Genomic DNA, 18,633 nt, shown 5'->3' on the forward strand with positions numbered 1-18,633 from the left:
CGAGCCATTCGGCGTCGGGCTTGCGTCCCGCGATGTCCATCGGGAGCGTGATGTTCTCGATGGCGTTGAGGGTGGGCAGCAGGTTGAAGGCCTGGAAGATGAAGCCGATCTTGTCGCGGCGCAGGCGGGTGAGGTGCTTGTCCTTCAGCCCGGTGATCTCGGTGCCGCCGACCCAGATGCGTCCCGAGGTGACGGTGTCGAGCCCGGCCAGGCAGTGCATCAGCGTCGACTTGCCCGAGCCCGAGGGGCCCATGATCGCGGTGAACACCCCCCGCTCGATGTCCACACTCACCCCGTCCAACGCCGACACCCGCGTCTCGCCCTCTCCATAGGACTTGACGACGGTCTCCGCTCGCGCGGCCACGGCCGAGTGCCCTCCGCTGCCCCCGGTCGTCGGATTGACTACAGCCGTTGTCACGTGCGTTCTCCTTGCGCGTCGGAAACGTGGGGAACCTACTCACGCCCGCGCTCGAACGCACGGCGCCATCCCCGTTGGCCGGTCCTCGCCTGTCGACGTCCGACGGACGACTTCCAGCAAGTACCCCTAAGAGAGTAGGGGCCGCCTGGCGCGTCCTCGTCAGCCCCCGGTAGGAGGTGGAGGTCAGTGAGAAGTAGCAGGTTTCCCCTAAGGGGCCCACACAGAGGTGGAGTACGAGCGTTGACGGGTCCCCCTCCCGGCGAACGACGGACGAACCCCACCCGCCGCCCCACCCGCCCCACCAGCACGGGAACGAACGGTCCGCACGGTGGTCAGAGCCGGTGCCGCCGCCTAGGATCAAGCCGCGTAAGATCGACCAACCCCACTGGCTCGTCCTCGGGAGTACCCCAGTGAAGCGCCGCACCTCAACGCTCGCGGTCACGGCCGCAGCCCTGCTCGTCGCGACCCCTCTGCTCACCGGCTGCTCCACCGACGCCCACCCGGGCGCGGCTGCCGTCGTCGGCGGCGAGAAAATCACCATCGCCAGCGTGCAGGACCGGGTGGAGACCATCCGCGAAGCCCAGCGCGAGCAGCCCGAGGGGGACCAACTACTCCAGGCCAGCGCCGGGTTGACGCGCCAGACGGTGGACTTCCTCGTCTATCTGGAGGTGCTGGAGGCCGCCGCCGAGGAGCACGGCGTCGAGGTGACCCGCGCGCAGATCCAGGAGAGCCGGGCCATCGCCGAGCAGAGTGTGGGCGGCGCCGAGGCGCTGCGGCTCAGCGCGCTGACCACGACCGGCGGGCTGCCGATGGCCGGTGACGAGCAGATCGACCAGGTGCTGCGGAGCCAACTCCTCTTCCAGGGTGTGGCGCAGCGCCTCAACGCCCCCGCCGGCCAGGAGGGCCAGCTGGTGATGCGCGAGGCGCTCGCCGAGACCGCCGAACGGATCGGCGTCGAGGTCAACCCCCGCTATGGCCAGTGGGATTCGGAACAGGTGGTGCTGGCCGAGTCCGACACCCCGTGGCTGCGTTCCGAGCAGCCGGCCGAGGGCCAGGCGGAGCTGCCGGCCCCGCCCGCCTGACGGGCCCCTCTCGCCCCTCCGGGGGCGTCGGCAACCTTCCCGGACGTGCGGTTTAGTCTCGACGGATGACCGTGCGCGAACTCAACGGTGCCCCCGGCCGGATCGTCCTGCTGACCACCAGCCACCGGGTGGCTCCCGGCCTGCTCTCGTGGCCCGCCTGGCAGGTGCTGCACGAGGCCGACCTCGTGGTCTGCCGGGAGGCCGAGCACCCGCACGGTCCCTATCTGCGCGAGGCCGGTGTCACCGTGCGCCAGGGTGTGCCGTCGGCCGCCGAGTTGGTCTCGGCGTGCGCCGGTGGCCGCACGGCGGTGGTGATCGCCGGCGCCGAGGGCGAGCCCCGACTCACGGACGAGCTCGCGAGGTTGGCCGGTTCTGGTCGGTCGGCGGTGCTGCCGGAGCTGGAGTTGCTGCCCGGCTCCTACGACCTGCCGGGCGCCCGGCTGCTCGACCTGGTGCGGGTGATGGACGAGATCCGGGCCCACTGCCCCTGGGCCTCGATCCAGACCAGCGAGGACCTCACGCCCTACGGGGTCGAGGAGGTCTACGAGCTGGTCGAGGCCGTGGAGAACGGCGACCGCACGGAGATCCGCGAGGAGTTGGGCGACGTGCTCCTCCAAGTGGTCTTCCACGCGAGGATCGCCGCCGAAGACCTCGACGAGCCCTTCGACATCGACGATGTCGCCGGCACCATCGTCACCAAGCTGATCCGCCGCCACCCGCACATCTTCGGCGACGCGAAGGCGGAGACGCCCGAGGACGTCAAGGCACTGTGGTTCCAGGTCAAGGCGGAGGAGAAGGCGCGCACCTCGGTGACCGAGGGCGTGCCGCTCGGGCAGCCGGCGCTGGCGCTGGCCGCCAAGCTGGCCGGGCGGGCCCGGCGGACCGGCCTGTCCGTCCCGCTGCCGGAGACCCCGCACGACGGGGGGTTCGGCTACCGGCTGCTGTCCCTGGCCGCCGAGGCCGAGGAAGCCGGCGTCAACCCCGAGACGGCCCTGCGCGCGGCGGCCCGCGCCTACCGCGACACGATCATCTCCTCCGGCGGTTAGCCGCCCACCGGCAGTGAAGGGGCGCGAGGAACCGCGCGAGCAACCCACCACCGGGCCGCGGACGACAACCCACCCCAGCCAGCCAGGACCATCGTCGACCAACCCCCGCCACAAACGCACCGCGCCCGACAACCCACCTGGCCGGTGCGTCGGGGTGGTCGCCCCCGAAAGACCCCAGTGGAACGTCACGGCTCCAGGCGGTGCGGCGCCGCGCCGGTCAGGAGGGTGGCGAGGCCGGTGAGGACGTCGTGGCCCAGATACCAGTCCCCGCTGTGGTCGATCCCGTAGAGCCGCCCCTCCGTGTCCAGCGCCAGCAGCGCTCCGCTGCCCAACTCCTCGCCCAGCGGCGCGAGTCGGTCTCCCAACGCGTACCCCAGGTCGCTGAGCACCCGTGCCCAGTGCAGCCCGGCCAGCGGGTCGATCACGACGGCGCTCGGCGCGAACGCCACCCCGGGGCCGTTGGGTTGCAGCGTGATCTCGCCCAGCTCGGCCCAGGTCTCGAACGCCGCGGGGAACAGCTCGTGCGGATGCCCCTGCGGGGAGCGGTGGCCGCTGAGGACGTCGGCCCACGCCTCCGCCTTGGCGGCGTGCCCGCGCCCCGGGCGCCAGCCGGCGGCGGCCAGCGCCTGGTCGACGGTCCCGACCGACCAGGGCGCGCCCTGCGTCGGCCCGCCGAGGGTGTCGCCGCCGAACGTTCCCCCCTGCGCCGCTGCGGGCGCCGGGGTGAGGCTGGTCACGCCGAGTCTGGCCAGCAGCACGGCGCAGGAACGGCAGTGCGCCGCGTGGGCGCCGTGCCGCGGGTCGCCGTCCTCGCGGATGTGGCGGCAGATGATTCCCGCGCCGCTCAGCGCGTGGCGGGCCTGCTCCAGGCTGCCGGCTCCGGTCTCGAACAGCCAGCGGGAGAGCAGGGCGGGCTCCGGGCAACGTCCCAGGTGGCGTTCCCGTTGAGCGGTGCCGAGTCCGGCGAGGATCTCGGCGACCACCGGATGCGGTTCGGGCGGCTGCGTGCTGCGGCTGGCGGTGCCGGTCAGCGGTTGTGCCCGTTCCGGGAGGGAGAGCGCGGCGGCGGTGGTCGGCAGGATGCCGTCCCTGCGGCGCAGCAGCGCGGGAGGGTCAGGACGGGCGTCCTCCGCTTGCGAGGCGCCCGGCGGCTGGCCGTGGATATCCGATATCACGAGGACGATCGTGCCATCGTCCGCGAACCCCATAGGCTGTGGCGCGACAGCGAGAGGCGACAGCAGGGGGCGTTCACGCCATGACGACAGGTCGGCTCGGCCAGCAGGCCGCGCCACCGAACCGGGCCTATGCCGGTCAGGTGGTGCAGTTCCCCGATCCGGTCCGCGCGGCACGATATCCGCACGGTGTCCGGGTCGACGCGGAGGGTTATCCCGACTTCTCGCCCTACGCCAGAGCGGCGGCCGAGATCGCGGAGCCGCCCACCGGCTTCGGCGTCGACGAGCTGCGGCTGACCGACTATGTCTCCGCCAACGCCGCCCTGCACGCCTCGGGTCACGAGCTGTGGTCCGAGCTGCCGGCCGTCGCCACCCCGCACGGCTGGACCTGGCACCATGTGGCCCGCTCGCGCCGGCTCGAACTAGTGCCGGTCGAGGTGAAGGCCCTGCTGCGGCACCACGGCGGCCTGGCCACGACCGCCGTCGACCAGAGCAAGCGCGGCACCCGGCCGCTCGCCGACCCGCACCCCGCGCACTTCAGGCTGCCGTCGTCGGAGGCCGTTCCCGAGGAACGGCTGCGGGCCGCCGAGGAGAAGCTGGGCTACCGGCTGCCGCCCGCCTACCGCGCGTTCCTGAAGGCCGCCGGCGGCTGCGCGCCGGTCGGGGTGGCGCTCGACGCGGAGCTGGGGCTCCTGGTCGACCAGCCGTTCTTCACCCTCACGGAGGAGGCGGCGGTCAACGACCTCGTCTACGTCAACAAGTGCCTGCGCGACCACCTCACCAAGGACTATCTGGCGGTCGCCTTCGTCCAGGGCGGCATCATGGCCGTGAGGGTGCGCGGCGAGGGCGCGGGTTCGGTCTGGCTCTGCCCGGTGGACGACGCGCGCGACCGGGACGGGCTGACCGTGGCCGACCGGGTCGGCGAGCTGCTGCTGCCCTGCGGCGAGGACTTCGACGGCTTTCTGCTGCGCCTCGCCGGCTCGCCGCCCGAGCTGGAGTCGGTGGCCAATCTGATGGTGGACGGCGGTTTCGCGAACGCCGTTCCGGTGGGGAGGTGAGTGCCGTGGTGACGTTCGCACAGGCACAGGAGCGCGCCGAGCGCTGGGTCAACGGTGCCGGCGCCGAGGGCCCCGAGCACGAGGTGCGGGTCCGCGAGTTCGATCTGGGCTTCGTCGCCTGGGCCGAGGACGCCTCGGGCTCCGAGGTCGGCGGCGGCCGGCTGGTCATCGCGCGGGAGAGCGGCGAGGCCACGTACTGGCCGAGGCTGCCCGTCGGCGAGGTGATCCGCCGCTACGAGGAGGAGTACGGGCCGGCCGAGCCGGCGGCCCCGGCGGCGCCCGAGCCGCCGAAGGTCATGGCGGAGGAGGCGACGTCGTTCATGTTGACGCCGCCGCAGTGGCTTCAGGAGGCGGGCGACAAGGCCGGCGTCCCGGGCGGCGCTCCCGCCGCCCCCGAGGCCGGCGCCCCGAAGACGGACGCGCCGAAGACGGACGCGCCGAAGGCCGACGCCCCGAGCGACGCGGAGCCGGAGGACCAGGGGCCGCCGAGGACGGACGCCCCCGCACCGTTCGGCTCAGGACCGTTCGCTCCCCCGAATCCGGAGCCCGCCGCTCCGCCGGCGCCGCCCCCGTTGCCCGCCCCGCCGGCGCCGCCCGCCCCGTTCACGGCCGGGCCGCCGAAGCCCGAGCAGCCCGAGCCCGTGGCCGACAGCCCCTGGGCGGCGGCCGACGTGACGCCCCGCGCGGGCGAGGGCTCGTCCGGCGGAGCCTCGCCCTGGGCCGGGACCGACACCTCGGGCAGCGCCAACGAGGCCGAGTCGGTGGCCCCGCCGCTCACGGTCTTCTCGCCCCCGGTCCTCGGGGACGACGACAAGCCGAGCCCGGGCGCCGCCGCCGAGGCCAGAACCACCGTGATGCCGCAGGGCAGTTCGCTGCCGCCGACGTCCGTCGTCCCGCCCTCGGGCGCCCCCGTCGGGCCGCCGCCCGGCATCCCCGACGCACCGGCCGGTGCGCCGGTGGGCCCGCCGCCGGCGCCGCCCGGCGCGCCCCCGCGGCCCGCCGCCGCCGGGATCGCGGACGAGGAGACCCACAAGGCGCGGGTCGGCGGCCCCGGCGCGGGAATGCCGGTGCCGCCCCCGCCGTCGCCGCCGGGCGCGCCCGGGGCCGGCCGCGGCCAGGACGACGAGCAGCCGTCCGGCGAGGAGGCCCCCTACGTCGCGACGCGGATGGTCGACCCCGACCTCGTCTCCTCGGTGCGCGGCGGCCAGGGCGGCGGCACGCCCCCGCCCCCCGGCGCCCCCGCCGGCCCGCCGCCCCCGCCGGGCGCCGGTCCCGGCCCGGTGCCGACGCCGCCCGGCGCGCCGCCGCAGGGCACCCCGCCGCCGCCCGTTCCCGGCGCCGGGACCCCGCCGCCGCAGTCCTACGGCTACCCGCAGGAACCCCAACCCGCCGTGGGCTCGGGCTACATGGCCGTGCTGCGCTACCGCGCGCCCGACGGCTCGGAGCAGCAGCTGATCCGCCGCTCCTCCCCGGGGATGCCGCACCCGGAGTGGCAGATCCTGCACGAGCTGATGGCGATGCAGGTGCCGGCGCAGCAGGTGGTGGAGCTGCACACCGAGTTGCAGTCCTGCGAGCTTCCGGGCGGCTACTGCGCGCGGATGATCCGGGAGACCTGGCCGCAGGTGCGGATCACGCACACCGCCGCCTACGGCACCGACTTCGCCTCGCGCCAGGCGGGGGTGCGTCATCTGGTGGAGCACCAGGACGAGTTGCAGCAGTTCGCGGACGGCCCGCAGCGCTCGGCTCCGGTGCGCGCGCCGCTGTCGCAGCAGCCACCGGCGCCGGCGGTGGGGCTCGACATGATCGGCCAGGAGCTGGCCGAGGCGTTCGGCCCGCAGCTGGTCTTCCGCTACGAGCCGCACTTCGCCTCCCGGCAGGGAGTGCCGGAGATCGTCGCCAACACGCTGACGTGGAGCGGCCTTCCCGTCGAGCTGCCCCCGTTCTTCTGGGCCCGCGCCCAGCCGGGGGCGCCGATCCCGACGTTGGCCGAGGTGGCGATGGAACGCGGCGTGCAGCCGGCTCCGGACGCCGGCTCGTACCTGGTGGTCGGCAGTGACTTCGGCAAGCAGCTGTGCGTGCAGTACGGGACGGCGCACATCGTCGCCGTCCCGCTGGAGGCCGGCCCCGGCGGACAGCCGGTGGCGCCGCAGTTCGTCAACGCCTCGCTGCCGCAGTTCGCGCGCTCCATGGCGCTGCTGGGGCGGATGTGGCGGCTGCGGTACGGCCTGACGTCGGAGCAGGCGGGCCGCTGGACCAAGGACTTCCAGGCCCAGCTGGCCTCCCTCGACCCGATGACGGTGGCCGACCCGGAGAGCTGGTGGTCGGTCCTGCTCGAACAGATGTGGGACGGCCTGCTCTGACCCCGCCCCCCAGAAAGCGCGTGCGCACGCCGCTCGGGTGAGACCGTGCCCCGCGTTCCGGATGTCCCCGAGGTGTTTGGGGGATCATCTGCCTATGACAGGTTTCCGGACGGTACGCGGGCGGGGGTACTCGCCGGAGCAGGTCGACCGCGCGCTGGCCGAGTTGGGGCGGGAGCGGGAACGGGCGTCGCGGCGGCTCGTGGAGCTGGGCGAGCTTGTCGAGCGGCTCTCCGAGCAGGCGACGCGGCTGCGTGAGGAGGCCGCCGCGCTGCCCGAGCCGGACTTCGCGGAGCTGGGCGAGCGCGCCGAGCTGCTGCTCGCCGAGGTGGCGGCCGAGGCGGGCGAGGTCAGGGAGTTGGCGGAGGCCGACCGGGCGGCCCTGGTCGGCGAGGCGGAGGAACGCGGCAGGGCATTACGCGAACGGGCGGCGAAGGAGGCCGCCCGGGTCCGGGTGGCCGCCGAGGCGGCGGCCGAGCGGACCGTCGCCGAGGCCACGGAGGCGGCCGAGGCTCGGCTGGCGAAGGAGCGGCAGGCGGCGGAGCGGACGCGTTCCGAGGCGGAGGCCACCTTCGCCGACGTGGTCCGGCACGCCGAGGCGCTGGTCGCCGAGCAGCGCGCCCGGCAGCGGGCCAGCGGCCGGCTCGCCGAGGAACGCGTCGCGGCCCGCACGGAGTCCGTCGACAGCCAGGTCGCGGAGCTGACCCAGCGGGCCGACGCGCTCTGGGAGCGCGCCAGGCGCGACCTGGCCGATGCGGAGGCCGCCGCCAGGGCGCGCAACGAGGCGGCGGAGGCGCGTCGCGCCGAGCTGCTGGCCGAGGCGGCCACGCGCCGGCGGCGGATCGAGCAGGACGCCGAGCGGCTGGCCCGCCTCCAGGAGGAACGGGCGGAGCAGGTCCGCGCCTATCTGGCGCATCTGCGGACGACGCTGGCCACACTGACCGGACGCGCCCCGCGCCGCCTGGACGACGCCGACAACGCCGACGACACCGACAACGCCGCGCACGAGGGCGCGCACGGCGACGCACGAGACGACGCACAAGGCCACGCACACGGCGACGCACAAGGCCACGCACGGGAAGCCGCGCGCACCGCGCGGGAAGCCGCGCACGAGGACGGTCGCGCGCACGACGCCGAGAGCGGGGCGCCTGGCGGGGGGACCACCGGCGGCTTCGGGACGCTGCGCTCCGGCCGTGCCGACGAGAGCGCGGCCGACCGGGGCTGAAGCGGCGGGACGTGCGTGGCGCGTGGGTATCCTGCGGAACATTCCCCGTCGCTCCGGGTTCCCATGTGCACACCCCGGTTTCCCGGCCGGGCCCGGGGCGTGGACGAGCGCACGACCACACCGACCGAAGGACGCGATTTCCGTGAGCCCCAACCGTCCGGCAGCCATCATCGTTCTCGCAGCGGGTGAGGGGACCCGCATGAAGTCGACGACGCCCAAGGTCCTGCACGAGCTGTGCGGCCGTTCCATGGTCGGGCACGTGGTGCTGGCCGCCGGGGAGCTGGAGCCGGAGCGGCTGGTGGTCGTGGTGGGGCACGGCCGGGAGCGGGTCGTCGCGCACCTGGCGGAGCTCGACGCCGGGGTGCGCACCGCCGAGCAGACCGAGCGGCGCGGCACGGCGCACGCGGTGCGGACCGCTCTGGCCGCGCTGGCGAAGGAGGACGGCGCGACGCCGACCGGCACCGTCCTGGTGACCTGCGGCGACACCCCGCTCCAGACCACCGCCACGCTGCGGTCCCTGGCCGAGCGGCACACGAGCGAGGGCAACGCCGTGACGGTGCTGACGATGGAGCTGCCGGACGCCACCGGCTACGGCCGGGTGGTGCGGGAGCCGGACGGCTCGGTCGCGGAGATCGTCGAGCACAAGGACGCCTCGCCGGCGACGCGGGCGATCCGCGAGGTGAACTCGGGCGTCTTCGCCTTCGACGGGGCGCTGCTGGCCGAGGCGTTGGAGAAGGTCGGCACGGACAACAGCCAGGGCGAGGAGTACCTGCCCGACGTGCTGCGCATCCTGCGGGCCGCGGGCCACCGGGTCGGCGCCGAGCTGGCGACCGACCCGACCGAGCTGGTCGGCATCAACAACCGCGTGCAACTCGCGCACGCCAGGCGCCTGTTGAACGACCGGCTGCTGGAGGCCGCGATGCTGGCCGGGGTGACGGTCGTGGACCCGGCGAGCACCTGGGTCGACGCGGGGGTCACCTTCGAGCCGGACTCCGTGGTCGAGCCGAACACCCAGCTGCTGGGCGCCACCCACGTGGGGGCGTTCGCCGAGGTCGGCCCCGGCAGCCGGCTGCGGGACTGCACGGTCGGCGAGGGCGCCTCCGTGGTGCACACGGTGGCGGACACGGCGGTGGTCGGCCCCGGCGCCAAGGTCGGGCCGTACGCCTACCTCCGCCCGGGAACGCTGCTGGGCGAGGCCACCAAGGTCGGCGGCTTTGTCGAGGTGAAGAACTCCACGCTCGGCACGGGCACCAAAGTCCCGCATCTCTCCTATGTCGGCGACGCCACCATCGGTGAGCACACGAACATCGGCGCCTCCAGCGTGGTGGTGAACTACGACGGCGAGGCAAAGCACCGCACCACGATCGGTTCGCACTGTCGAACGGGCGCCGACAATACCTTTGTGGCGCCTGTCACGGTCGCGGACGGAAGTTACACGGCGGCCGGCTCGGTCATCACCGCCGACGTTCCCCCGGGATCACTCGGTGTAGCCCGTGGTCGGCAGCGGAACGTGGAGGGTTGGGTGGGCCGCCGCCGCCCGGGATCGGCGGCGGCGGAGGCGGCCCAGGCGGCTCTAGCTGCGGCGGAGCCCGATCACGATCAGGACTGACGGGTTCGCTCGGGGCCTTCCACGGCGTACCGTAAGGAGGGCCCCTCTGTTCCGGAGTAGGCCGAACGAGCGCATCCTCGGAGCCAAGGAGACTGACTGTGACCGGGATCAAGACGACCGGTGAGAAGAAATTGATGCTCTTCTCCGGCCGCGCCCACCCCGAGCTGGCGAAGGAGGTCGCGGCCGAATTGGGCGTGGGACTGGTCCCGACCAAGGCTCAGGACTTTGCCAACGGCGAGATCTATGTGCGTTTCCAGGAGTCCGTTCGCGGCGCCGACTGTTTTCTGATGCAGAGTCACACGGCGCCGATCAACAAATGGATCATGGAACAGCTGATCATGATCGACGCGTTGAAGCGGGCGTCGGCGCGGAGCATCTCCGTCATCATTCCGTTCTACGGCTACGCCCGCCAGGACAAGAAGCACCGGGGCCGCGAGCCCATCTCGGCGCGGCTGATGGCCGACCTGCTCGGGACGGCCGGCGCGCACCGGATCATCGCGATGGACCTCCACGCCGACCAGGTCCAGGGGTACTTCGACGGTCCCGTCGACCACCTCTTCGCGCTGCCGGTCCTGACCGACTACATCGGCAGCCGCGTCGACCGGGAGCAGCTGACCGTGGTCTCCCCCGACGCCGGCCGGGTGCGGGTCGCCGACCGCTGGGCGGACCGGCTGGGCGCCCCCCTGGCGATCGTCCACAAGCGCCGCGACCCGGACGTGGCCAACCAGGTCACCGTCCACGAGGTGGTGGGCAACGTCCGCGGCCGGGTCTGCGTCCTGGTCGACGACATGATCGACACCGGCGGCACCATCTGCGCCGCCGCGGACGCGCTCTTCAGCAACGGAGCCTCCGACGTGATCGTGGCCGCCACCCACGGCGTGCTCTCCGGGCCGGCCGCCGACCGGCTGAAGAACTCGCGGGTGAGCGAGTTCATCTTCACCAATTCGCTGCCGACGCCCAGCGAGGTCCACCTGGACAAGATCACCGTGCTGTCCATGGCGCCGACCATCGCCCGGGCGGTCCGCGAGGTCTTCGAGGACGGCTCGGTGACCAGCCTCTTCGAGGGCGACGCCTAACGGCCCAGGTGATCCCGTGAAGAGCCCCCGCCGGGGCCCCTTTCGGACCGTGTTCGGGAGAGGCTTCGGCGGCGGGTAGAATCGGGCCCGTTGCTCGGCGAGGGAGGCCCGGAGGGGCTTATCCGTTATCGACGCGCTCTTTGTGCAGGCCCGCCCTGGGCCGGGTGACCGAATTCTTTTCCGGTCACACCACGAGGAGTTCCGCCATGTCGGACGTGAAGATCAGCGCCGAGCCCAGGAACGAGTTCGGCAAGGGCGCCGCCCGCCGCATCCGCCGCGAGGAGCGCGTGCCGGCCGTCGTCTACGGCCACGGCACCGACCCGGTCCACGTGACCCTGCCGGGCCACGACCTGATGATGGCGCTCAAGACCTCGAACGTCCTGATCACCCTGGACATCGAGGGCCGCCAGGAGCTGGTGATCCCGAAGGCCGTGCAGCGCGAGGCCATCCGCGGCTTCCTCGTCCACATCGACCTGCTGGTCGTCAAGCGCGGCGAGAAGGTCACCGTCGAGATCCCCGTCGTCGTGGAGGGCGAGCTGGCCCCCGGCGGCGGTCTGCTGGAGCACGTGCTCAACACCCTGCCCGTCGAGGCCGAGGCCACCAACATCCCCGAGTCGGTGACCGTCTCCGTGGCCGGTCTGACCATCGGCGACTCGGTCCTGGCCAAGGACGTCAAGCTGCCGGCCGGCTCCAGCCTGGCCGTCGAGCCGGAGGACGTCGTGGTGCAGGTCCTCCAGCCGCAGGCCGAGGAGCCCGCCGCCGACGCCGGCACCGAAGAGGAAGCCGGCTGAGCCGACTTTCCGCGAGGGTGGGCCCGACCCGGGCCCACCCGGCCGGCCTGCCTGTCTGAGGGGACGAGAGACACATGAACGACGCCGCGCACGCGCCGGCGCCCGACGGGCCGTGGCTGATCGCCGGCCTCGGCAACCCGGGACCGGGCTACGCCGCCAACCGGCACAACGTCGGCTTCATGGTCGTCGACCTGCTGGCCGAGCGGCTGGGCGGCGGGTTCAAGGCGCACCGGTCCCGGGCCGCCGTGCTGGAGGGCCGCCTCGGCCCGCCCGGCTCGGGCGGGCCCCGGGTGGTGCTGGCCAAGCCGATGACGTTCATGAACGTCTCCGGCGGGCCGACCGGCGCGCTCTGCTCGTTCTACGGCGTCCCCCCGTCCCGACTCGTCGTCGTCCACGACGAGTTGGACATCGACTACGGGGCGCTCCGGCTGAAGCGCGGCGGCGGCGACAACGGCCACAACGGGCTGAAGTCGATCACCTCGGCGCTCGGCAAGGACTACTTCCGCGTCCGGTTCGGCGTGGGCCGCCCGCCCGGCCGGATGGACGTCGCGGCCTTCGTGCTGAAGGACTTCTCGACGACCGAGCGCAAGGACCTCGACTACCACGTGGACCGCGCGGCCGACGCCACCGAGGCGCTGGTCAACGAGGGTCTGGAACGGGCGCAGAGCCGCTACAACAGCTGAACGGCGGGCGCCCCAGCCGCCCCGGACTTGACCAGCACCCTGGCTTTGGCCAAAGATCTGCGCCATGTCAGCGTCCCGGCCCCGCCGCAGCGCGGCGCGCCGCGCCGGCGAGAGCGCCTTCGGCGCGCTGCTGCTCGCCCGCCTGGTGGTCTCCTGGCTGCTGGCCGTCGCGCTGGTGGCCGGCGGCGCGTGGGCGTCCTGGGAGGACGCGCGCTACACCTTCGGTGTCCGCGACATCGAGGAGAGCGAGATCACGCTGCTCCGCTGCGAGCCCGAGGGCTGCGCCGGGGTCTCCACCGTCAGCGGCGACATGGTCGTCCTCGAACAGCGCTTCGGCCGCGCGGAGGGCGAACGCCTCACGGTCGTCCGGCCCCCCGAAGGAGACGTGGTGCTGCGCTCCGACGGCGCCGGCCGCCTCTACTCCCTGGCGCCGCTCGCCGGCGGCCTGCTGCTCGCCTCCGTCGTCATCGCGGGCGGCCTGCGCCGCTACCGCGTCGCCTGGACGGTCGCCGGCGTCGCCCTGGCCCAGCTGCTGCTGACCTACCTCCTCTGGATCTGACCCGCACGCCGGCCGGCTGCGGAGAAGAGGGGGCGCGGGGAACGGCGCGAGCGGCCCGCCGCCGGGGCGAGGACGACACCCCACCCCGGCCGGCATCGCCCCCGCGCCCTCGCGGGATCAGCCCGTGTTGCGCAGACCGGCCGCCACCCCGTTGACCGTCAGCAGCAGCGCGCGCGACAGCAGCTGGTCCGGCTCCTCGCCGCGCTTGGCCGCCGCGCGCTGGCGGTGCAGCAGGGTCACCTGGAGGTAGGAGATCGGGTCCAGATAGGCGTCCCTGATGCGCAGCGTCCGCTGGAGCGCCGGGTTGGCCTCCAGCAGCTCGCTCTCCCCCGTCACCCGCAGCACCTCGGCGACGGTCCGCTCGTGCTCCTCGGTGATCGTGTCGAAGACGTGCCGCAACTCGTCGGGGACCAGCGTCTCCACATAGTGCCTGGCGATCCGCAGATCCGTCTTGGCCAGCGTCATCTCGACGTTGGAGAGGAAGTTGCGGAAGAAGTGCCAGTGCTCGTACGACTCGGCCAGCACCTCGTCGAGGCCGGCCTCGCGCGCCGCGCGCAGCCCGGAGCCCACGCCGAACCAGCCGGGCACGATCTGCCGGGACTGCGTCCAGCCGAAGACCCACGGGATGGCCCGCAGCCCGTCCAGGCCGGCGCCGGTGTCGGGGCGGCGGGAGGGGCGGGAGCCGAGGTGCAGCTCGGCAAGCTGGTCGACGGGGGTCGCGGCGAAGAAGTACGCCGGCAGGTCCGGGTCCTCGACCAGGTCGCGGTAGGCGGCGTGCGCGGCCTCGGAGACCGTGTCCATCGCCGCGTCCCAGCGGGCCAGCGCCTGGCTCGACTGCCGGGGCGAGGTGTGCAGCGCGGAGGCCTGGAGGGTGGCGGAAACCGTCAGCTCCAGGTTCTCCCTGGCCAGGGACGGCACCAGGTACTTGTCGGAGATCACCTCGCCCTGCTCGGTGACCTTGATCTCGCCCTCCAACGTGCCCCAGGGCTGGGCCAGGATCGCGTCGTGGGTGGGCCCGCCGCCCCGGCCGACGGTGCCGCCGCGGCCGTGGAAGAGCCGCAGCCGCACGCCGTGCCGGTGCGCCACGTCGCGCAGCCGGCGCTGGGCGCGGTGGATCTCCCACTGGGAGGTGGTGATGCCCCCGAACTTGGAGGAGTCGCTGTAGCCGAGCATGACCTCCTGCACGTCGTCCCGGAGCGACACCAGCCGCCGGTAGGAGGGGTCGGCCAGCATCGCGTCCAACAGCTCGTCGGCGATGCGGAGTTCGTCCGTGGTCTCCAGCAGCGGCACGATGCCGACGCGGGCCCAGCCGGCGTGCAGGTCGATCAGGCCGGCCTCCCTCGCCAGCACGGTCGCGGCGAACACGTCGTCCGCGCCCTGGCACATGGAGATGATGTACGACTCGATCACCTCGGGCCCGAAGCTGTCCAGCGCCCGGCGGATCGTGCCGAAGACGCCGAGCGTCCTGGCGCCGGCGGCGTCCAGCGGCGCGGGCGTCGGGGCCAGCGGGCGGCGCGAACGCAGCTCGCGCGCCAGCAGCTTGGCCCGGTACTCGCGCGGCATGTCCGCGTACCGCCAGGACTCCTCGCCGAGCCGGTCGAAGAGCTGGCCCAGCGCGTAGTGGTGCGCGTCGGCGTGCTCGCGCACGTCCATGGTGGCCAGCTGGAGCCCGAACGCGGCGATGGTCCGCATCAGCCGCTCCACCCGGCCGTCGGCGATCAGCTCGCCTCGGTGCGCGCGCAGCGAGTCCCGCACGACGGCGAGGTCGGCGAGCAGCCCGCCGGTGCCCAGGTAGTCGCGGCCCGCGGAGTGCGGGGCGTCGGCGGCGAGCCGCTGGCGGGTGTTGAGGAGCTTCTGCCGGATGCAGGTGACCTTCAGCCGGTAGGGCTCCTCGGCGTTGAGCCGCTTGTAGCGCGGGGTGATCTCCGGCAGCAGCTCCAGGTCGCGGGCGAGGGAGTCCAGCAGCTCCTGGCTGGCGCCCGAGTTGCGGATCGAGTTGGAGAGCGCGCTGCGCAGCTCGTCGATGTGGGTCAGCGCGGACTCGATGCCGTGCTCGTGCTGGAGCAGCAGCACGTCCCAGGTGACGGACGGCGTGACGTTCGGGTTGCCGTCGCGGTCGCCGCCGATCCAGGTGCCGAAGGTCAGCGGGCGGGCGTCCGTGGGCAGTTCGGCGCCGGCGCGGTCCAGCTCGGCGGAGAGGTCCTCCAGCACGTCGCCGACGGCGCCGGCGTGCAGCTCGTCCAGGTAGTAGACCGCGTTGCGCGCCTCGTCGGTCGGCTCGGGGCGGGTGACGCGCAGCTCGTCGGTCTGCCAGATCAGGTCGATGGACTCGGCCAGCCGCAGGTCCGTGCGGCGCCGGTCGCCGCCGTCCTCGGTGGAAGCGCGGTCCAACAGCTCGGCGATCTTGCGGAGCTTGGTGAGCACCGAGCGGCGCGCGGCCTCCGTCGGGTGCGCGGTGAAGACGGGGCGCACGCCGAGCGCGGCGACGGTGGCCCGCAGATGCTCCGGGTCGGCGTCCTTCAGCATGTCGGCCGTGCGGGTCAGCAACCCGCCCTCGGCCGCCCGGCGCTCGCGCAGCTCCCGCCCGCGGTGCACCTGCTCGGTGACGTTGGCCAGATGGAAGTAGATGGAGAACGCGCGCACCAGCTTCGCCGCGGTCGCCAGGTCGGTGGAGCCCAGCAGCTCGGCGGCGGCCTCGCCGTCGCTCCTGGTCAGCGCCCGGACGCGCTCGACGAGTTCGAGGAGCTCCGGGCCGTCCTGCCGCACCAGGGTCTCGCCCAGCAGATCGCCCAGTCGGCGGATGTCGGCGCGCAGCGCGCTACTACTTTCCGGGGCCACGTCGGGGTCCCGGATGTCGATGGGGCCAGCGGTCGTGGACTTCGGCTGGCGGCTTGGGCTGTCGGGACTGCTCACGGGTGCGGCTCCTCGCAGCTGACTCGTCTGGCAGGTCTTGGCACATACGGACCGCGCTGTCCGACCGTCCCATGGTAGTGAGCCCCTCTGACGGGTCCCTCACCTCCGGGTGACTTCCCCAACGCGGCCCTTGTCGCACGGGGCGAACTGCGATACTTACGTAGGCGTAGGTTACGGCTCCGTAGGTAGCCGGGGCCCGTACCGCCACGGCGACCGGCCCTCCGCTCACTCCCCATCCCCTCCCCCTCCCCACGAGGTAGCCATCCATGACCACTTCTCCCGATCTGGCGCGCCCCACGCCGGCCGAGGAGGCCGGGCCCCCGCGGCCCTCGGCCACTCTCGGCGGTGAGGAGCGCCGCACCGTCGAGCAGTTGGCGCTGCTCCTCTTCATCGTGGTGCCGTTCCTCGCCCTGCTGGCAGCCGTGCCGCTGGCCTGGGGCTGGGGGGTGAGCTGGCTGGACCTGGCGCTGCTGGTGTTCTTCTACTTCCTCGGCTGCCACGGGATCACCGTCGGCTTCCACCGGCACTTCACGCACGGCGCGTTCAAGGCGCGACGGCCGGTGCGGATCGCGTGGGCGATCGCCGGCTCGATGGCCGTCGAGGGTCCGCTGGTGCGCTGGGTCGCCGACCACCGCAAGCACCACCGGCACTCGGACGCCGAGGGCGACCCGCACTCGCCCTGGCGGTACGGCGAGTCGGTGCCCGCGCTGCTGAAGGGCCTGTGGTGGGCACACATCGGCTGGATGTTCGACACCGAGCAGACCAACCAGCACCGCTACGCGCCCGATCTGATCAACGACCCGACGATGCGCCGGATCTCGCGGCAGTTCGTGCTGTGGACCGTCGTCTCGCTGGCGACGCCGCCGCTGGTCGGCGGGCTGGTGACCTGGTCGTGGCAGGGCGCGTTGACCGCGTTCTTCTGGGGTTCTCTGGTGCGGGTGGCGCTGCTGCACCACGTCACCTGGTCGATCAACTCGATCTGCCACGCGACCGGCAAGCGCCCGTTCCGCTCCCGCGACCGCTCGGGGAACGTCTGGTGGCTCGCGGTGCTCTCCTGCGGTGAGTCGTGGCACAACCTGCACCACGCCGATCCGACCTCCGCCCGGCACGGCGTGGACCGTTGGCAGGTGGACTCCAGCGCGCGGCTGATCCGCTGGATGGAGCGCGCGGGCTGGGTGTACGACGTGCGCTGGCCGAAGGCGTCCCGGCTGGACGCGCGGCGGGTGACCGGCCCCGGCGCGGGCCGGGACGAAGACCGGCGGGAGGGCGCGGCCACCGAGACGGCATGATGGGGGCGTGGCGAGCGAAGACAGCAGCAGCGACAGCGTCGGCAAGGCCAAGACCAAGGAGCAGCGCCCCGCGCGGGCGACCCGGCGGGCCCGCAGACGCATGACCGGCACCGAGCGCCGCGAGCAGCTGCTGGACATCGGTCGCACGCTCTTCGCCGCGCGAGGCTTCGAGGGCACGTCGGTCGAGGAGATCGCCGCCAAGGCGGGGGTCTCCAAGCCGGTGGTCTACGAGCACTTCGGCGGGAAGGAAGGGCTCTACGCCGTCGTGGTGGACCGGGAGATGAGCCGGCTGCTGTCGATGGTGACGGGCGCGCTGACGGCCGGACACCCGAGGGAGCTGCTGGAGCAGGCGGCGTTCGCGCTGCTCGACTACATCGAGCGCTACACGGACGGCTTCCACATCCTGGTCCGGGACTCGCCGGTGGCGCAGTCGACGGGCACCTTCGCCTCGCTGATCGGGGACATCGCGACGCAGGTCGAGGACATCCTGGGCCACGAGTTCAAGAGCCGCGGGTACGACGCCAAGCTGGCGCCGATGTACGCGCAGGCGCTGGTCGGGATGGTGGCGTTGACCGGCCAGTGGTGGCTGAACGTCCGCAAGCCCAAGAAGGCCGAGGTCGCCGCGCACCTGGTGAACCTGGCCTGGCACGGCCTCCAGGGCCTCGAACACAGCCCGAAGCTGGTGGGCCGGCGCCGGGACTGAGCGCCCCTCCCCCGGCCGACCCCGTCCTGGCAAAGGACCGCGGCCCCCCGCCCCGGACTGTCTGGGGTCCGGAACGGAGGGCCGTGGGGGGGAGTGGCGCCGGGAGAACGTGCCCCGGCCGACGCCGCGTGAGGGGCTGCCTCAGTCGTTGATGCCGTTCCGGGAGAGGATCGGGATGTCCGACAGCAGGTTCGCCAGCGGGTCGTCGCCGTCGACCTGGGTGGAGTTCTCCGCACAGGTCTGCGAGTTCTTGCTGCTGAGCAGGTCCTGCACGGTGATCGGGACGAGGCCGACCAGGGAGCCCACGTTGGTGCCGTTCAGGTCGGCGACCGGGAGGCACACGTCGTTCAGCGAGCTGTTCACCAGCGACATGTTGGGGCTCATGTAGCCACCGGTGGTGGTGTTGCCGATCTTGTCCGAGGCGCCGTTGCCGTTGATCGTGGTCAGCTCGGACTCTTCGGCGGCCATCGCGGGGGTGGCGGCGATGCCGGCCATACCGACGGCGGAGGCCGCCACCGCGACCGTGGCAAGCGACTTCTTGATCACTAGCTTGTCCTTCCGAGTTCTGGGATGCCCTGTTTCCGGAGCGCCCTGAACAACGCCGCAGGGGGGATTCCGTTGCCTCCGTTCACCCGAATCGCGCAATTTGATG

The 18,633-nt window shown here is 73.1% G+C and carries 16 protein-coding genes; 12 read left to right on the top strand and 4 right to left on the bottom strand.

The window, feature by feature from the left end; genetic code table 11:
- The coding region (locus FH715_RS22895) for an ABC transporter ATP-binding protein (RefSeq protein ID WP_139648378.1) at nt 1-418 on the bottom strand (418 nt) is incomplete at its 3' end.
- A 410-nt stretch (nt 419-828) separates the two neighbouring features.
- Here FH715_RS22895 and FH715_RS22900 point away from each other — a divergent pair.
- Both FH715_RS22900 and FH715_RS22905 read left to right on the top strand, forming a co-directional pair.
- The gene (locus FH715_RS22900) at nt 829-1,500 is read left to right on the top strand and encodes a SurA N-terminal domain-containing protein (protein WP_139648380.1); all 672 of its coding nucleotides are present in this window, start codon (nt 829-831) and stop codon (nt 1,498-1,500) included.
- 65 nt (nt 1,501-1,565) lie between these two features.
- Nucleotides 1,566-2,546, top strand: a complete 981-nt coding sequence (locus FH715_RS22905) for a nucleoside triphosphate pyrophosphohydrolase (protein ID WP_139648382.1) — start codon at nt 1,566-1,568, stop codon at nt 2,544-2,546.
- 185 nt (nt 2,547-2,731) lie between these two features.
- Here the strand turns inward: FH715_RS22905 and FH715_RS28630 are convergent, their stop codons facing one another.
- The gene (locus FH715_RS28630; RefSeq protein WP_211367743.1) at nt 2,732-3,721 is read right to left on the bottom strand and encodes an SUKH-3 domain-containing protein; all 990 of its coding nucleotides are present in this window, start codon (nt 3,719-3,721) and stop codon (nt 2,732-2,734) included.
- 80 nt (nt 3,722-3,801) lie between these two features.
- Between FH715_RS28630 and FH715_RS22915 the strand changes: the two genes are divergently transcribed.
- From FH715_RS22915 to FH715_RS22950, 8 genes are all read left to right on the top strand, one after another.
- Nucleotides 3,802-4,776 carry an HNH endonuclease gene (locus FH715_RS22915; protein ID WP_139648386.1) on the top strand — a complete coding sequence of 325 codons (975 nt, stop codon included), beginning with the start codon at nt 3,802-3,804 and terminating at the stop codon, nt 4,774-4,776.
- A 5-nt stretch (nt 4,777-4,781) separates the two neighbouring features.
- Nucleotides 4,782-7,136: an SUKH-4 family immunity protein gene (locus FH715_RS22920; protein ID WP_139648388.1), complete on the top strand. Its 2,355-nt coding sequence runs from the start codon at nt 4,782-4,784 to the stop codon at nt 7,134-7,136.
- A gap of 94 nt (nt 7,137-7,230) precedes the next feature.
- Entirely contained in the window at nt 7,231-8,358 is a 1,128-nt protein-coding gene (locus FH715_RS22925; RefSeq protein WP_139648390.1) for a coiled-coil domain-containing protein, read from the top strand.
- Between the two features lie 142 nt (nt 8,359-8,500).
- Nucleotides 8,501-9,967, top strand: coding sequence for a bifunctional UDP-N-acetylglucosamine diphosphorylase/glucosamine-1-phosphate N-acetyltransferase GlmU (gene glmU, locus FH715_RS22930; RefSeq protein WP_139648392.1), 1,467 nt, complete (start codon nt 8,501-8,503; stop codon nt 9,965-9,967).
- A 98-nt stretch (nt 9,968-10,065) separates the two neighbouring features.
- The gene (locus FH715_RS22935) at nt 10,066-11,043 is read left to right on the top strand and encodes a ribose-phosphate diphosphokinase (protein ID WP_139648394.1); all 978 of its coding nucleotides are present in this window, start codon (nt 10,066-10,068) and stop codon (nt 11,041-11,043) included.
- A gap of 206 nt (nt 11,044-11,249) precedes the next feature.
- Entirely contained in the window at nt 11,250-11,834 is a 585-nt protein-coding gene (locus tag FH715_RS22940; protein ID WP_139648397.1) for a 50S ribosomal protein L25/general stress protein Ctc, read from the top strand.
- Between the two features lie 74 nt (nt 11,835-11,908).
- Nucleotides 11,909-12,517 (top strand): aminoacyl-tRNA hydrolase, encoded by a 609-nt coding sequence (gene pth / locus FH715_RS22945; RefSeq protein ID WP_139648399.1) that lies wholly within the window; start codon nt 11,909-11,911, stop codon nt 12,515-12,517.
- 64 nt (nt 12,518-12,581) lie between these two features.
- Complete coding sequence (locus FH715_RS22950; protein ID WP_139648401.1) at nt 12,582-13,076, top strand: hypothetical protein; 495 nt, start codon at nt 12,582-12,584, stop codon at nt 13,074-13,076.
- A 117-nt stretch (nt 13,077-13,193) separates the two neighbouring features.
- Here the strand turns inward: FH715_RS22950 and ppc are convergent, their stop codons facing one another.
- Nucleotides 13,194-15,989, bottom strand: coding sequence for a phosphoenolpyruvate carboxylase (gene ppc / locus FH715_RS22955; protein ID WP_139648404.1), 2,796 nt, complete (start codon nt 15,987-15,989; stop codon nt 13,194-13,196).
- 266 nt (nt 15,990-16,255) lie between these two features.
- Here ppc and FH715_RS22960 point away from each other — a divergent pair, with 266 nt between their 5' ends.
- Together FH715_RS22960 and FH715_RS22965 are read left to right on the top strand one after the other, a co-directional pair.
- Nucleotides 16,256-17,278 carry an acyl-CoA desaturase gene (locus tag FH715_RS22960; protein ID WP_139648406.1) on the top strand — a complete coding sequence of 341 codons (1,023 nt, stop codon included), beginning with the start codon at nt 16,256-16,258 and terminating at the stop codon, nt 17,276-17,278.
- Between the two features lie 7 nt (nt 17,279-17,285).
- Nucleotides 17,286-17,981: a TetR/AcrR family transcriptional regulator gene (locus tag FH715_RS22965; protein ID WP_246108911.1), complete on the top strand. Its 696-nt coding sequence runs from the start codon at nt 17,286-17,288 to the stop codon at nt 17,979-17,981.
- Between the two features lie 141 nt (nt 17,982-18,122).
- On the opposite strand, the gene FH715_RS22970 is transcribed toward FH715_RS22965, so the two are convergent.
- The gene (locus FH715_RS22970) at nt 18,123-18,527 is read right to left on the bottom strand and encodes a rodlin (RefSeq protein WP_139648407.1); all 405 of its coding nucleotides are present in this window, start codon (nt 18,525-18,527) and stop codon (nt 18,123-18,125) included.
- Between the last annotated feature and the right edge of the window lie 106 nt (nt 18,528-18,633).

It is taken from the genome of Streptomyces sedi (assembly GCF_006335015.1).
Classification (GTDB): Bacteria; Actinomycetota; Actinomycetes; order Streptomycetales; family Streptomycetaceae; genus Streptomyces; species Streptomyces sedi.